12 protein-coding genes and 1 pseudogene are annotated in these 15,263 nt (G+C 53.2%); 9 read left to right on the forward strand and 4 right to left on the reverse strand.

What is annotated here, in order from left to right; genetic code table 11:
* The 5 genes from QNK41_RS17275 to QNK41_RS17295 form a co-directional block, all read left to right on the forward strand.
* Positions 1–200: hypothetical protein (locus QNK41_RS17275; RefSeq protein ID WP_319259240.1), on the forward strand; the 200-nt coding region annotated here is incomplete at its 5' end.
* A gap of 590 nt (positions 201–790) precedes the next feature.
* On the forward strand, positions 791–1,933 hold the full coding sequence (locus tag QNK41_RS17280) for an SPFH domain-containing protein (protein WP_319259243.1): 1,143 nt from the start codon (positions 791–793) through the stop codon (positions 1,931–1,933).
* A complete protein-coding gene (locus tag QNK41_RS17285; RefSeq protein WP_319259246.1) occupies positions 1,917–3,158 on the forward strand; it encodes a hypothetical protein in 1,242 nt (413 codons plus the stop codon). The genes QNK41_RS17280 and QNK41_RS17285 overlap by 17 nt, the downstream gene beginning before the upstream one ends.
* Positions 3,159–3,489: 331 nt before the next feature.
* A complete protein-coding gene (locus QNK41_RS17290; RefSeq protein ID WP_319259250.1) occupies positions 3,490–4,272 on the forward strand; it encodes an SPFH domain-containing protein in 783 nt (260 codons plus the stop codon).
* Positions 4,273–4,290: 18 nt separating this feature from the next.
* The gene (locus QNK41_RS17295) at positions 4,291–6,087 is read left to right on the forward strand and encodes an AAA family ATPase (protein ID WP_319259251.1); all 1,797 of its coding nucleotides are present in this window, start codon (positions 4,291–4,293) and stop codon (positions 6,085–6,087) included.
* Positions 6,088–6,106: 19 nt separating this feature from the next.
* On the opposite strand, the gene QNK41_RS17300 is transcribed toward QNK41_RS17295, so the two are convergent.
* A complete protein-coding gene (locus QNK41_RS17300; RefSeq protein WP_319259254.1) occupies positions 6,107–7,315 on the reverse strand; it encodes an amidohydrolase family protein in 1,209 nt (402 codons plus the stop codon).
* Positions 7,316–7,479: 164 nt separating this feature from the next.
* Complete coding sequence (locus QNK41_RS17305; RefSeq protein WP_319259257.1) at positions 7,480–7,884, reverse strand: (deoxy)nucleoside triphosphate pyrophosphohydrolase; 405 nt, start codon at positions 7,882–7,884, stop codon at positions 7,480–7,482.
* Between the two features lie 680 nt (positions 7,885–8,564).
* Between QNK41_RS17305 and QNK41_RS17310 the strand changes: the two genes are divergently transcribed.
* From QNK41_RS17310 to QNK41_RS23130, 3 genes and pseudogenes are all read left to right on the forward strand, one after another.
* The gene (locus QNK41_RS17310) at positions 8,565–9,854 is read left to right on the forward strand and encodes a DEAD/DEAH box helicase (RefSeq protein WP_319259260.1); all 1,290 of its coding nucleotides are present in this window, start codon (positions 8,565–8,567) and stop codon (positions 9,852–9,854) included.
* Positions 9,855–10,240: 386 nt separating this feature from the next.
* Positions 10,241–11,665 (forward strand): hypothetical protein, encoded by a 1,425-nt coding sequence (locus QNK41_RS17315; RefSeq protein WP_319259262.1) that lies wholly within the window; start codon positions 10,241–10,243, stop codon positions 11,663–11,665.
* A gap of 331 nt (positions 11,666–11,996) precedes the next feature.
* Positions 11,997–12,170 (forward strand): annotated as a pseudogene (locus tag QNK41_RS23130) (helix-turn-helix domain-containing protein); the annotation flags it as partial.
* Between the two features lie 65 nt (positions 12,171–12,235).
* On the opposite strand, the gene QNK41_RS17320 reads toward QNK41_RS23130, so the two are convergent.
* Entirely contained in the window at positions 12,236–12,529 is a 294-nt protein-coding gene (locus QNK41_RS17320; RefSeq protein ID WP_319259265.1) for a hypothetical protein, read from the reverse strand.
* Between QNK41_RS17320 and QNK41_RS17325 the strand changes: the two genes are divergently transcribed.
* Positions 12,528–13,352 (forward strand): DUF2914 domain-containing protein, encoded by an 825-nt coding sequence (locus tag QNK41_RS17325; protein ID WP_319259268.1) that lies wholly within the window; start codon positions 12,528–12,530, stop codon positions 13,350–13,352. The two genes, QNK41_RS17320 and QNK41_RS17325, sit on opposite strands and share 2 nt — an antisense overlap.
* A gap of 11 nt (positions 13,353–13,363) precedes the next feature.
* Here the strand turns inward: QNK41_RS17325 and QNK41_RS17330 are convergent, their stop codons facing one another.
* On the reverse strand, positions 13,364–14,398 hold the full coding sequence (locus QNK41_RS17330; protein ID WP_319259270.1) for an HD domain-containing phosphohydrolase: 1,035 nt from the start codon (positions 14,396–14,398) through the stop codon (positions 13,364–13,366).
* Positions 14,399–15,263: the final 865 nt, after the last annotated feature.

Genomic DNA, 15,263 nt, shown 5'->3' on the forward strand with positions numbered 1-15,263 from the left:
CCGGAACCTTCAGCAACACAGACTCCGGCACCGCCTGCAGTGAAACCCGAAAAACAGGCAGACACATCAGCGCTTCCCGCAGCGACCACGCTGCCTCCCAACAGCACTTCCCCGGTAACCGAAGAGACCATTACGGACTCACCGGCAGCACCTCCGGCGACGGCTGCTCCAGCCGCCGATTAGTTAGTGTCCATCCATAAACGGCTATTTTGCCCGATATCTGCGTTATGCGAACGCGTTTATCCTCGGAATATCAACCATATTCACCCCAAGGGCACTTCTTTCAGGGCACCTGCGGTAAAATTTTTCGCGCGCCTTGATCTCGACCAAAATCCCTCGTTTCTGGACGAACACTAATTCAACCATCTCAACGGATCAATTCGAGGCAGAAAGTAAATGGCGGCCATCTCATGCGACCGGGTGATCGCAGATTATTGAACCCTCCCCGCGGCCCCGATGAGCTGTGTCCTTGCTCCGCTCCGACATGCGACGGAGAATGCGCTCGCTTTCGCGGTTCAACGATAAAGTTCGACAACTGTCGCTCCAATACTCAGGTTTTACCAATCACAACCGATACTGGTACCAATGCGACTTATTAACTGGTGTCGATCCACAAAAGGCCAATTTGCCTGATATCTGTGTTATGCGAACGCTTTTATCCTCGGAATACGAACTATATGCACCCCAAGAGCACTTCTTTCAGGGCGCATGCGGTAAAATTTTTCGCATGCCTTGATCTCAACCCAATTTGCCTGTTTCTGGATGGACACTAACCAAGGAGAATCGACCGATGAAAGCTGACAACCTGGTCTTTCTGGAGAATCTGGAATGGTTTGACGAAAGTGGCAAGGAACTGGTCCATCGACTGCCTGAAAAGGGGTCCGGGGAGATAAAATGGGGGGCACAACTCACCGTCCGGGAGAGTCAGGCCGGTATCTTTTTTTACAAAGGCAAGGCCGTCGAAGCGTTCGGGGCCGGCCGTCATACGCTGAAAACCGGCAATATCCCGATTCTTACCAAAATTGTCAGTTTACCCTGGGGCATGACCAGTCCGCTGCGAGCCGAAATGTATTTCGTCAACATGAAAGTCTTCACCAACCTGAAATGGGGGACCCGAGATCCGGTTGCCTTTAAAGATGACCAACTGGGACTGGTCCGACTGCGGGCGTTTGGTGTCTTCAACCTGCGGGTGGTCCAGCCGGTACTGTTTATCAACACCATGGTGGGTACCCAGGGCATGTTCACCACCGAAGCGATCGAGGAGTATTTGAACCGGGTCATCGTTGCCCGATTCAACGACTTCATGGGCGAAAGCATAGACTCAATCCTTGACCTGCCGGCCAAATACGATGAGCTTTCCGAAGGTCTGGCCAAGCGGCTCCAGGAGGATTTCAGTCATTTCGGCCTGGGCCTGACCCATCTATACATGAATGCGATCACCCCTCCGCCGGAGGTACAAAAGGCCATCGATGACCGCAGTCGCATGGGTGTTTTCGACGACATGAACAAACTCATGCAAATGAAGTCAGCCATGGCCATGGAAAAGGCATCGGAAGCCGAGGGTGATGGCAGCATGGGCATGGGCACCAGTCTGGGGTTGATGATGCCGGCCATGTTTGCCCAGTATTTCAACGCGTCGGGAAAGGACCCGCACCCCGGTGGGACAGCCGTGCCTGAGGCGGAACAGGCCACCTGCCGGGAGTGCCAATGCAACATCCCGGTGTCGGCCAAGTTCTGCCCCATGTGCGGTCACCAGCAGCTGGTATTTATTGAATGCGGCCATTGCGGAAAAAACCTGGCGCCCAATGCGAAATTCTGTTCCCGCTGCGGTCATCCGGCTGAAGAAAAGCCCAAACCCGTCTTTTGCGCAAAATGCGGGACCGAAAATCTGGCCGGGTCCAAATTCTGCACCCAGTGTGGAGAAAAATATTAATTTTCTCATCGATCATCAATGCCCTCAGTGCGGTGCACCGGCAGCGCTCAGCGAAACGGATCGGCTGTTTCAGTGTGCTTTCTGCAAAGTGAATTCCTATCTCGTGGAACGCAGCTATTTTCGGTATTTGCTGCCCCACAATGCCCCCGATGGCCAGGAATTGATTTATTTTCCCTACTGGCGATTCAAGGGCATGGTTTTTTCCTGCCTGCCGACCGGCATCCAGAATCGATTTCTGGATGTCAGCCAGCAGGCCGTGCAATCAACGCATTTCCCCGTATCTGTCGGCCTTCGCAGCCAGGCCATGAAGTTGCGTTTTGTCAGCCCGGAGACCAAGGGGTGGTTCATCAAGCCACACCTCCCCTTTCGTCAGGTGATGGAAGCGTTTCTCACCCGCTACAACTCAAAAATTCCCGGGCCAATTCTCCACCAAAGCCATATCGGTGAGTCTTTGAGCCTGATTTACGCCCCATTTTATGTTGGCAAAAGGATCATGGATGCGGTGCTCAACCAACCGGTGTCCGCAGAACTGGATGAGTCCTTCGAAGTAAGCCGGTTCTCCGGTGGGCCGGCGGACTGGCGCATCCGCTTCATCCCTACACTCTGCCCGAACTGTGGTTGGGACATGCAGGGGCGTCGAGATGCCTTGGTCCTTCACTGTAAAAATTGTGAGTCCATGTGGCAGGCGTCGAAACAGGGGATGTCCCGTATTAACGTAGCCCATCTGCCGAATCATGAAAACGAGAACACCATTTACCTGCCCTTCTGGCGTATCAAGGCCGAGGTGACCGGTATCGATCTCAGCAGTTATGCCGACCTGGTAAAAGCGGCGAATCTACCCAAAGCGATCCAACCTGGATGGGACCGGATCCCCTGTCACTTCTGGGGCCCGGCATTCAAGATCCGCCCTAAAAGTTTTCTGCGGTTAACCCGCCAGATCACCCTTTCCCAGCCCCGGAATGATCTGATTGCCCACGTGCCAAAAGGAAACATGCATCCGGTGAACCTGCCGGTATCCGAATCCGTCGAGACCCTGAAACTGAACCTGGCCGGACTCCTGCGTCCGAAAAAAATAGTGGAAGAACGTATTACTGACATTCGGGTCAAGCCGAGTCGCTATCTGCTGGCTTATCTTCCCTTTGAGATCCACCACCACGACCTGGTCCAGCCCACTTTCAATATCGCCGTCAATCAGAACCAGCTTGGATTGGCGGGCAATCTGTAATTCTCATACAGATGGATCCACCTCCGATTTTTGAACGGTTTTTCCCTTGAAAGCGCACCTTTTCATGGCCAAATGATTTTGGCTGTCAACCGGCCATCGTTCCAATGGCAGTCGGTATAAGCTTACAGATGACAGGGCATCTTCCCCTTCACCGGTATCCATTTCAAAACTGCTCCGGTCGTCTTAAACCCATTTATTACCAATTGTCGGGCACTCCGCATTCGATACGGCTGGTGGGTGCGACATCGATCAGAAAACGCCTGCCGTTCATCACTCTATAGCTAACAGATGCCCTGCGTCGGCGTTTTTTCCTGCAAACAAAGGAGCAGATATGGCCACACCTTTACCCAATCCATTGCTGCGGCGGTCTTTCGTCAAAACCGTCCTGCGCCGCCTGATTGCCCTGATCACCTCTGCCGGGTTGGTCTACGGCATGATTGCCGTTGTCTATGCCACCAAAACCATTTTTAAGGTCAAGATGAACTATGCGGTTGTATTGGAACGATTCGGTGGCGTTCGACAGGCGGTAACGGATGTGGGCTGGCATGCCCGACTGCTTTATTTCACACGCATCGAACAGGAAGTGCCGCTGATGAACCAGACCCTCCAACTGGGTGGCACCCCGGCGCCCATGCGAATCATCTCCAAGGGTAACGTGGCCCTGTGGACCTCCGGGGTGCTCACCTATCGGATCCGCGACCTGAACACGTGGGCCATAGAGAACCTGAATCCCCTGGATTTGTTGCAGGGCGACTACGACGGCATTGTCAAAGATATTCTTCAGGCCCAGCAGGTTGACCGTCTGATCAGTGACCGTGAAACCATCAAGGAGATGATCTTCACGGCACTGAAATCTCGCCCCATCAATATCGGCGGTCCCACCATCGAAAAGAAATACGGCGTTGAAGTCGTCAGCTTCGTGCTCAAGGAGACCCGATTCGGCGACAAACTGGTGGAGGCCTCCGAGGAGAAAAAGCGCCGGGAATTGATTGCCGAGGCCGACAATTACGCAGCGGACCAGGAGGCCAGCCGTATCCGTAACGTGAGCGAGGAGAAAGGCGTGGTGCTCAATGGTCCGCCGGGAAGCGGAAAAACCTTTCTGGCACGCACCTGACTCAGCGAAAACACCGAGGTGCACGATATCGCCACCAGCGCCAGCGCCCTGCAGGACCCGTCCAATCCCGTCGACGGCGCCGTGGACAACCTGGAAAAAGTTTACGACATCGCCAAAATGATCGCCCCTGCAGTGGTTTTCTTCGATGAAGGGGACGCCCTGGCGCCTAAACGCAGCGGCACTGGAGGGAATCCGTCAGACAAACTGACCAATAAGTTTTTGAATCTCATCGATGGTGAAACGCCCCTGCACAAGGTGTTCACCGTGCTTACGACCAATCGCCTGGATATTCTGGACCCGGCCCTGATCCGCTCCAAACGCCTCAAGGTTCTGGAAATCAAGGGGCTTTTAAAAAAAGGAGATATCCTTCAGATTGTCGACAACGCGCTGGCGGATATTCCCCTGTCTGCGGATCTGACCACCGACAGCATCGTGGAGGCGGCCAAGGGCGTCAGTAATACACCAGCTGATTATGCCGCCTTTGTCGAAAAGGCCAGGGCACTGAGAAATACGGAATACGAGGTGATTTCACGCCTTCGGCAGGTCCGCCATGACTCGATTAAAACCCGAGAGAACTTTATCAAATTCAACTTCAAGACCCTCATGGGCATCCTGGAGGCCTGGGACGATAAGAACCAGATAAAAACTGTCGTTCGGGGAACCCCTGATCGATTTTTGGAACATTATAATGCGGTTTTGAAGATACTTGAACCGATTCAGCAGCCGGAAGATTATCCCATGGTGGCCAGTCACCTCAAGTCGGCCCGCCACGAAATATCGGAAAGCCCCACCAAAAAAGGCAAGGTGGTGCTGGATGAGTTCCTGGAGGCGGAGTTGAGCCAGGAGCCCCAAGTGAGGTTCATCATCGGCGTCGGGGCCAACGATGTTACCGGCGTTCTCCTGCCCATCGCCACCAGCCTGACCTACAGCCTCTCTTCAGAGAAAGTGATGGTCACCGGCGCGGTGTCATCATCGTCCTCGGCCGGTGCCCAGATGGAGATGGCGGTCCAAATGACCCAGCAGAGCGCCCATGAGGCGTTGACCATGGTCAAAAACTACCTGCAGGATATGGACCCCAAGGTCAGCGCCGCACGCCTACTGGGCGAATTTCTGGACAAGTATACCATTCATCACCAACTGCTCTCCGCTTCCTACAGTGTAGGCGGGCCGTCGGCAGGATACGCCCTGGCCATCAATACCCTTTCTGCACTGATGCACATTCCCGTGTACAATGATTTCGGCATTACGGGTGCGCCATGGACCAAAGGGGTCAATCGTGGGGAGGTCGGCGGTTCGGTGATCATCGGCGGGCAGCGCAAAAAAACAGAAAAGGTGCTCATGTACCTGCGGCGGATGTATATGCCGCTGAAAAACTACCTGGACCTGGAAAAGGAATTTCTGGTCAATTACTGGACCCAGGATGAGGATATTTTAGGGGTCACCCATCTCGGGGATCTGGTTCCTGAAGTGATCTGTTTGGACCCTGAGTATGAGCAGGTGCTGCAGGATCTCATTTTCATCCGAATCCGGTATAAGCTTGACAAATACCAGGGGATACGACCCGACGAGGCGATTAAAGAAGACATTTTGAGAAAGAAAGAGATTCTTAGAATCCGGGCGGAAAAAGAGATCAAAAACCGGCTGATTGCCCTATGTCGCTATTTGAGAAGCCCGGCCAAAGACCCTCACATTTCGCTGGAAGAGATTCTTCGCCAACGCGAATCCACCCTGACCCTGATGACCGATCCGCTGAAGCGCCTGATTCAGAAGGTAAGAACCCGCAAAAATAGATCCAAATATCGTTCGCCATCGTAAACCGGCAACAGGAGGCCCTTCAAAAGGCTGTGTCCAAATCGATGGTGCGACCCTCAACCACCCGGTGCACAATCTGATGGAGCGCCTCGGGCACGTGTTGCGGAGGGACCTTCACAGCAAGAAAATCCGCCCGCATCCCCGGGGCAATTGCACCCCTGTCAGACAGCCCCATGAGCCGTGCCCCGTGTCGACTGGCGCATTGAATGGCTTCCTCCACACTGAATCCCGCAGAGACGAAAAGCTGAAGCTCCTCTTTGACCGACAGCCCGTGATGCACGCCTGGACTGCCGGCATCGGTCCCCACGGCAAGGGTCACCCCCAGATTCCGGGCAGTGCTGATCTGCTCCAGCTGGTGTTCCAGGTTTTTCCGGGACACCTCCGAAAAAGACGGATCGCTGCGGTGCCCTTGAGCCTTCAGGTAATCGCCGTAGGCCTTCATTGTCACGGCCGTGGGCACCCAGACAACACCGTGATCAGCCATGCGGTGCATGTTTTCCCGGCCCATGAAAAAGCCATGCTCGATGCTGTCACATCCCGCATCGATGGCCAGTTTCACCGGCAGGTGACCATTGGCGTGGACCATGGTAGGCTGGCCGCGCCTATGGGCTGCCACAATTACGGCAGCCAGTTCGTTTTCATCAAACTGGGGTACAGATTCCACACCAAACTGGGTAAGGCTGTTGAGGCCGGAGTTGACAAGCTTCAAGTGGTCCCGCTTTGAATCTGTCCCGAAGGCACTGTTGACCAGGGTCTCCCCCTCATCCACTGGGATTGCAATGAGTTTTCCGTATCGGCCCAACGCATTTCGGGCACGCCCCGCCGAAGCAATAGTCACCATCGGTGGGGGATTATTGGCCGAGTCCCATTTATAACGAAGTGTGTCACCATTGTGGTCACCGCCGTCGCGAACGGCCAGCACTCCGCTGGCCAGGTGCTGGCGAAGATGTTCCGCAATAATTTCCCGGCGAACCGTGTAAGTACTGTTTAGTTGTTTCCGGCGAAAGGTCGGTTCTATTGTGCCGGACATCACCAGATGAACGTGGCTGTCGATCAGTGCGGGGAACACGGTGCAGTCCGACCAATCAATGATTGCCATTCCTTCGAGTCGCGGGTCACCGGGATCGAGGATTTCTCGGATCCGACCGGCGTTGATAGCGACAATCCGGTTTTCGACAGCCGGAATGCCGGTTCCATCAATCAGCCATCCCACATGGTAAGCGATCGTCATTGAAGTCACAGTAAGTATTGTTATGCAGGCACTATATATTTTTAAAACGGGTCTTTTTTCTTTAACACCGAAATCTGCTATTTCTTCGAATTACCTTTTTCAGTTCGATTCCCCTATAACTGACCCACCGCCGGACTTCAACCCCGGCCCTGATGAAGGACCGGCTATCCGATGTCAATCTTCCCGTCGGCCAGCCGTTGGACAAAGGGCAGATCCGCCGGGGTAAAAGAAAAATCAGCCAGTTGATCCGGCCTTACCCATCGGCAGGCCTGGTGGGAAACCAGCCTGAAGGAGACCCCATTCCAGAATGCCCGGTAGGCCATCAGCTCGATGGAGATGTGATCGTAGTGATAAATGCTGGATCCGAGATAGTGGCCGATGCCGGCATCCATTTCCAGCTCCTCCCAGAGTTCGCGTTTCAGGCATTGCTCCGGGGTCTCTCCGGCTTCGATCTTGCCGCCGGGAAATTCCCACAGTCCGGCCAGCCGATCGCGCGAGTGACGCTGGGTGATCAGGATGCTGCCATCACTGACAATGATTGCAGCGGTGACTTGAACGATGGTTTTCATGGCGCAGACGTGCCGGACCCGGCCTGCCAGGCAGGCAACAAAAACAAATGGATGAATAAAGGAATCATGTGAAGTCCGATATACGGGTCAGGATACACTTGCGTGCACGTATACAAATAATGGCGCCACCATACCAGTTGTGGTCAAGGGAATAGAGCACCCCCACCATCCATGGTAGTTGTTGTCTTTCCCCGTCGGTACCCACTGTGAGCCCGTTGAAACCCAATCGTTGTTTCGATGAGTGCGATAGTGGCCGGGATGAACAGCTACCGGATCATAGCATTCATTTTCTTTTTGTCCATCGGTATCATAGAAACCCGACACGGCTATCGGTGTGTTTTACGACTCGACTGTTCAAAGCGGTTGGCGGCGGGGCGGATTATTTTTATATATTTCAACAATTAACTTGCTTTCAGCCCGAATAGGTTTATTATAACCCAATTCAACGAGGTCCCGCATTCGTCATGCGGGACATTTTTTTTCTGCAGGAATATTCAACACGCCGATGAAGCATCCTCCAGATTTGAGATTTTGAATAAATTGTAACCCCCGGAATTGTCCGCGGGTTTTATTAATTATTGAGTGCGGACGCATTTCCACGCAGGCCCATGGGAACGCGGACTCCGCAGAGGCTCAACCCGCAGTCAATGGCAAAAAACTCAAGCAAGGAAAATAATCTTTTGAATTTTAAAACTTTTTCATTTAACCCCGCTGTTGCCGATGGTGTAACGAAAGCGGGTTACACCACGCCCACACCCATACAGGACAAAGCCATACCCGAAGTCATGAAGGGACGCGATTTAGTGGGACTGGCCCAGACCGGCACGGGTAAAACGGCCGCGTTTGTATTGCCCATTCTCAACCGCCTGATCGATGGCCCACGCAATCGGGTCGGTGCACTGGTCATCGCTCCCACCCGCGAATTGGCCGAACAGATTCATGGCGAATTCAAGCGCCTGGGCCGCCAGACACGCCTGCGCAGCGCCGTGGTGTATGGCGGCGTGGGGATCAATCCCCAGATCCAGGAACTCAAACGTGCGGATATCGTGGTGGCCTGCCCCGGCCGGCTGCTGGATCATATCGGCCGGCGGACCGTTGATCTTTCCCGGTTGGACGTGCTGGTCATTGACGAAGCCGATATGATGTTCGACATGGGTTTTTTCCCGGACATTCGTCGCATTCTGACTCACGTCCCCTCAAAAAAACGCCAGACCCTGCTCTTTTCGGCCACCATGCCCAAGGAGATCCGACGCCTGGCCAATGATGTCCTGCAGGATCCGATTACGGTTCAGATCGGCACCACCGCTCCCGCGGAGACCGTCAGTCATGCCCTCTTCCCGGTCGCCCAGCATTTGAAGACGGCGTTGCTGATCAAATTGCTGGGCGAAACCCCGACCGGGCCGGTCCTGGTGTTCACACGCACCAAGCACAGAGCCAAGAGCCTGGGTGAAAAGCTATCTAAGGCCGGCTATCGATCGACTTCACTGCAGGGCAACCTGTCCCAGGGGCGTCGCCAGGCAGCGCTCAACGGCTTCCGCTCCGGAGCGTATCAAATCCTGGTGGCCACGGATATCGCGGCCCGAGGCATCGATGTCTCAAATGTTTCCCATGTGATCAATTTCGATATCCCTTCCACCCCCGAGGCCTATATTCACCGTATCGGCCGCACCGGACGGGCCGAACGCAGCGGGGATGCGTTCACCCTGATCACCACGGAGGATACCCAGATGGTCAGGGCGATCAATGGGGCCATCGGCAGACCTGTGGAGCAACGCACCCTTTCGGATTTCAATTATGATGCGCCATCGGGATCACACGGGAAAAAGGTCAACACCCGCCCCAATCGACCCCATCCCGTGGTTGAGCGGAGAGCGCCCAAACCCAGAGCCAATGGACGGTCAAGCAAAGGTGCCTTTGCCTTCCTTTCACCCAGCAAGTCCAAGCATGCCGGCAGACGCAGTAGCCTATAAGTTGGCATCCTTAGGGTGCAGATTCCATCTAACAAATAAGGTTTGACGACCCATCGACCTCATTCCGACTATTAGCATCAAGAAGGCTGACCACTTCATTAAGTGGCCCGCCTTTTTTATTGGGGTGCTATTTGGGGTTGTGGCTGAATCGGGTATGATTGCATAGCCTACCGGTCATCCCAAGACTCCAAGGAAAGGGGTAGCGCCAGTAAAAAACCGCTCGATTTAGATTTCATTTTGTGAAATCCAGTTGTTAAACGGTATCTGTTGTGTTTTTAATGCATTCATGGGGATTTAGTGGCTGATGAGGGATATCGTAACCCTCCGGCGTCACCCTCGGCGTTGTATTAGCCATTATTACACAGAAACCCTTACGGAGAATGGTCATGGCTGAAGAGACCCTCACCACGATGCAAAAGGCCTTTGCCTTTAACATGGACCGCGACAAGTACGGCACCATCGCGGAAATCGGTGCCGGCCAGGAGGTCTCACGCTGTTTTTTCCGGGCAGGTGGTGCTGCCGGCACCATCGCCAAAACCATATCGGCCTATGATATGTCGTTCAGCGATGCCATCTATGGCGAGGAGAAGGACAAGCGTTACGTAACCGAAAGTCGGGTAAAAAAGATGCTCGACAAGGAATTCAACCTGGTATTGCACCGGGTCGGTGACAAGCGCCCCAAAACCTCGACCTATTTTGCCTTCGCCGATACGGTAACCGCTCGAAGCTACAGCCAGCAGGGCGAATGCCATGGCTGGTTGGGGATTAAATTTCAGGTGACGCCCGGTGCCGATCCGAGCGACATTCTGATCCATATTCGCATGCTGGATGAAAGCAATGACCAGCAGCAGGAAGCCGTGGGCATATTGGGCGTCAACCTGATCTATGGCGCCTTTCACTTTCATTCACGCCCGGAACGCCTCATCCAATCCCTGGGAGACAACCTGAAGTGGGGACGGTTGGAGGTCGACCTGATTCGATTTAGCGGCAATTACTTTGCCGATATCGACAATCGTTACATGGCCTTGAAACTGGTCCAGACGGAATTGACCGATGCCGTTGTCTTCGGCGCTGACCGCAAAACCTTGGTGCATCCTTCGGATTTGTTCTACAACCGTGATGTGATGGTCATGCGCGCCATGTTCAGACCTGTGACCCATGTGAGCGTGGACATGATGACCCGTGGCATGGAATTATTCGCCCGCATGTGCGAGGCCAGTTCCGCCCCTCATATCATGGCTCCGGAAATTTCAGTCGCCGAGATGCGAAAACAAAACAGTTATGACATGCAAGACATTCTCGATCGCGTCGACTGCCTGAACATTTTGAATTATCCCGTCATCGTTTCCAACTACCTGCGCTATTTTCGCCTGTCCGACTATCTGGGTCGGTATACCCGGGGCAAGGTGGCCTTCGTTATGGGTATCCCCAACCTGGAAACCCTGTTTAACGACGCCTACTATGATGGATTGAAGGGAGGCATTATCGGTGCGTTTGGCGCCCTATTCGACCGCGACACGCTGCTATTTGTATACCCCATGTACCGGGACGGCAATCCCGATGACCTGGTTACCACCGAGAACTTTCCCGTCCCCGAGCATTTGAAACACTTCTATGCCCACCTGCTCGCCAACCATAAAATCCTACCGGTTCAAAATTACAATCCAGCCCATATGCATATCTGGCCCGAAGCGATCCTCGAGCAGGTCCAAAAAGGACCCGGGCCGTGGCAACGTTCCGTTCCCGAAGCAGTGGCCCGGGAGATAAGCACCCGATGTATGTTCGATTTTTGCAAACTGACCATTTCCTGACCGGCACTACCGAATCCGTATCACTGCCGATGATGGCTGTTGTACCGCGATAGCGAACGCATTCCCAGCCGTTGCGGCGGGGTCAGCGAGCGAACGGGGAATCGACTGTCATCCATACGGTGAATCCTTTCAGCGGCTTGCCGCGGGGAGGATTTAAAAGTGGTGCCCGATCAGGTCAAGAACGATTTCAACTGCATTGCCCTTGAATTGATTCAAATATTCCGATATCTTTATCGATAAGCGCTGCGTCGGACTGATTTAGTCTTTCCCAATGTTGCGCCTTGACATGCATGGGTTTGGTTAACGACCCCCTACCGATCGGGACTGTACGATGGAAACTGTTGGCGGCTACCTGAAAAAAGCGAGGGAATCCAAAAATATCAGTATAGGTGAACTGTCCCAATTGACTAAAATTTCAGCGTTGTATCTGAAATACATAGAAAACGATGAGTTTGAGAAGCTTCCACAAGGCCCTTATGTCAAAGGATATATCGCATCCTACTCCAGATTAATCGAGGGTAACGTAGACGAAGCCGTTTCATTGTACGAGGCCTTAATTAGAAAGCAGATTCAAACCGAGGACATTGAACCCGAAACCTCGGCGCACAATGGCAGGAACCGCCTGCCCGAAAAGCCCAAAACGAAGGAGTCGAAGCAACCGCAGGTTTCCCTGTTTGGCAAAGTTAAAGCGTTTTTCAGTACCATGGCATCATCCGTACCGATCAACAGTGCCTCATTCAAAGCAGCTGGGACCTCAATCAAAAACATCGGTGCATCAATACGAACAAACGGGAATGTGTTCGACATCGTTGTTTCGTTTTTTAAGAGGATCGCTTCATCGTGGTCCTGGCTGTATGCATCCATGGCCCTGCTGGGCATCGCTATCCTGGTGCTTGCCGGATTCGGATTCTACCATCTGTTCATCTATGACCCCAATCCACTGCCAGTTGCCGAATTGCAACACATGCAAGACAAGGAAACACGCACGCTTACTGCCATTGATTCCGAAAAATCGGTCTCGCCTTCACCATCCACTGATGCATCCTCAAGTGCCGATCAACTCAAGGGTCAGGCCGACAGTTCGAAAACCGCTGAGCCAGACAACCCGCCTGAAGCTCAAAAGCAGCCGACACCATTGGCCACCGATCCCGCTGCAGCGACGCCCCGCACCCAGTTAAAACCCGAAGGTTCAGCCGCCGCGACCAATCCTGCCATACCAACCGGCACCCCATTATCCGGTTCATCTTCGGCGGCAGAGAATGCCGACCCAAGCCTAACCAGCACCGGCACTGAAAACCAGGCGACATCTGGCCAAAGCGTGTTGACGGACGCTCCATCGCCGGAATCGACAACAGCCGATGCACCCCTAAAAGTGTTGCAGGCCAGCGTCTGTGCAGAAATAAAAAATCGCATGCCGGCGGGTGTCGACACCTCTTTTCCCGTATCGACCCAACGGGTTTTTGTGTGGAACGCAATTGAAGCCAGGCAGGTTCCAACCCAGATTCGGCATATCTATTATTTTGATGGGCAGATAATCAGCAATGTCATCCTGGATGTCCGATCCGCCTACTGGCGGACATGGAGTGCCAAGAGTCTTTCAGATGATCGTTATCGGGGTGAATGGCGAGTCGACATCGCCACGGCCGGCGGAAAGGTGCTGCGGCGCCTTTACTTCGAGGTCCGATGAATCCTTCACGATCAGGTGTACTTCTGCCAGGACTTGGTTTCAAAATCAAACGCCTGCCGGTTGAATAACGCAACGCAGACCTTTACCACCGGCGCGTCGTACAACACCCCTTTATGTGATTCTATCTCGGCGAGCGCGGCCTCTATACCCAATTGAGGCCGGTATGGGCGAAAGGACGCGATGGACTCCACCACGTCCGCCACTGCCAATATACGCGCTTCCAGAATAATCTGGTCACCTTTCAAATGCCGCGGATATCCGCTAGCGTCCAATCGCTCGTGGTGCTGGTAGATGGTTTCGGCGATCGGCCAGGGGAACTGAATCTCCTTGAGGATGTCATAGGCGGTGCGCGGGTGCATCTGGATGATGGCTAACTCGTGTTCTGACATCGGTCCGGGTTTGTTTAAAATAGCGGATGGAACATGTATTTTCCCCAAATCGTGGATGGCGGCAGCCATGCGCAGGCCCTGAATGCGTTCCCAGGTGAAGCCCAATCGGGTGGCGATGGCGCGGCACAATTTGGTCACCCGCCGCTGGTGACCCGCGGTATACGGATCGCGTTTTTCTATCGTCGTGGAGATCGCCTGAATGATGGCGCCCATGTTTTTGCGCAGTCGATCATGGCTGCGAGTCAGTGCCTGCTCGACTTGTCGGAAAGCGCTGGCGTCCGTGAAGCGTTCGACATATCCCCCGATGGCACCGCTTGCATCCGGATAGGCCGTGATGGTTACGATCCATGGTGCATGTTTACCGTTTTTGCAGTGGGGCTGATTGTCGAACACACGCTGCTCGCCTATGGACCGAAGTGTTGTCAACGGGCAATCGGGAGTCGAACAAAGCCCGCTGGAAAATACGTCATGGCACTGTTTTCTAACCAGGCTACTTGCGTCAACGCCCGATAGCGCGGCAAACGCTCGATTGACAAATAAAATGGTAAAATGCGGATCGGTGATGATCAGGCCATCGGAAACGGCATCTAAAATTCGCTGCCAATCCTGATGGCCCAACTGGGGTTGGGCGGGTTGTGAAGTTGAAGTGGCATTCATTGGCTTGCCGTTAAATCAACCTTGTGATCGTTTCAACGTTAACGGTCGTAACGCCTCTGCCGGTCAGTCGTATAATCTACTTACCATCAATCGCAGTTTAGAGAAACAAAAAGTCCGCTTACATTCACAATGCTATTTTTAAAATACTCAACGGGGAAATAATAATTCCAAAATGGTGCCAAAACCCGAGCCAATCAAACCCAACATAGCCTCGATATTCACAGCGCCTCCAATTGCAAGGTGAGTTTTTATATCGTTCTCGGGAATATGAAAACCTGCGAGGTGACTAATGGCTGAAAGTTGAGTCAAGCAGGAAAGGCGGGCCGGTATCGACACCCAGGGGATTCACCGCGACGTTTTTTTTAGCCACGGATCCAATCCCGTTATGGTATTGATCGACAGTGCTTACATGACTGTCAGGAAAGAAAAAGGGGCTACCGGTCAATGCCTGTAACCCCTTGTTTTTTTCTGGCGCGCCCGGCAGGATTCGAACCTGCGACCTACGGATTCGTAGTCCGCAAAAGAAAGCATTGATTCACATTGAAAATGAATCCTTATTAATTATGGTTTGATGTGTATCAATCATTGTCTTAAGGTTTTATTAAATATGCTTACTATTCATCCAGGTCACCAATAAACATGCGCTATACTTTCTGATAATAATAATTTGTCGCAAGGGGTGGTAAAAATGATCAACTATCAGTTTATATTATTACCGGTTTTAATTATTGTTTTTCTCATAGGTTCTCCAGTGGTTGCCGATGATGGCGCGATTAACAACAAGAATATGTCGCGTACTATCCAGGTGCCGGTTTTCGACCAGGGTATCGTGAACACCGCGATCTCCGAGGCAGAACACGCCTTT

The sequence above is a fragment of the Desulfosarcina sp. genome (assembly GCF_033791525.1).
GTDB lineage: Bacteria > Desulfobacterota > Desulfobacteria > Desulfobacterales > Desulfosarcinaceae > Desulfosarcina.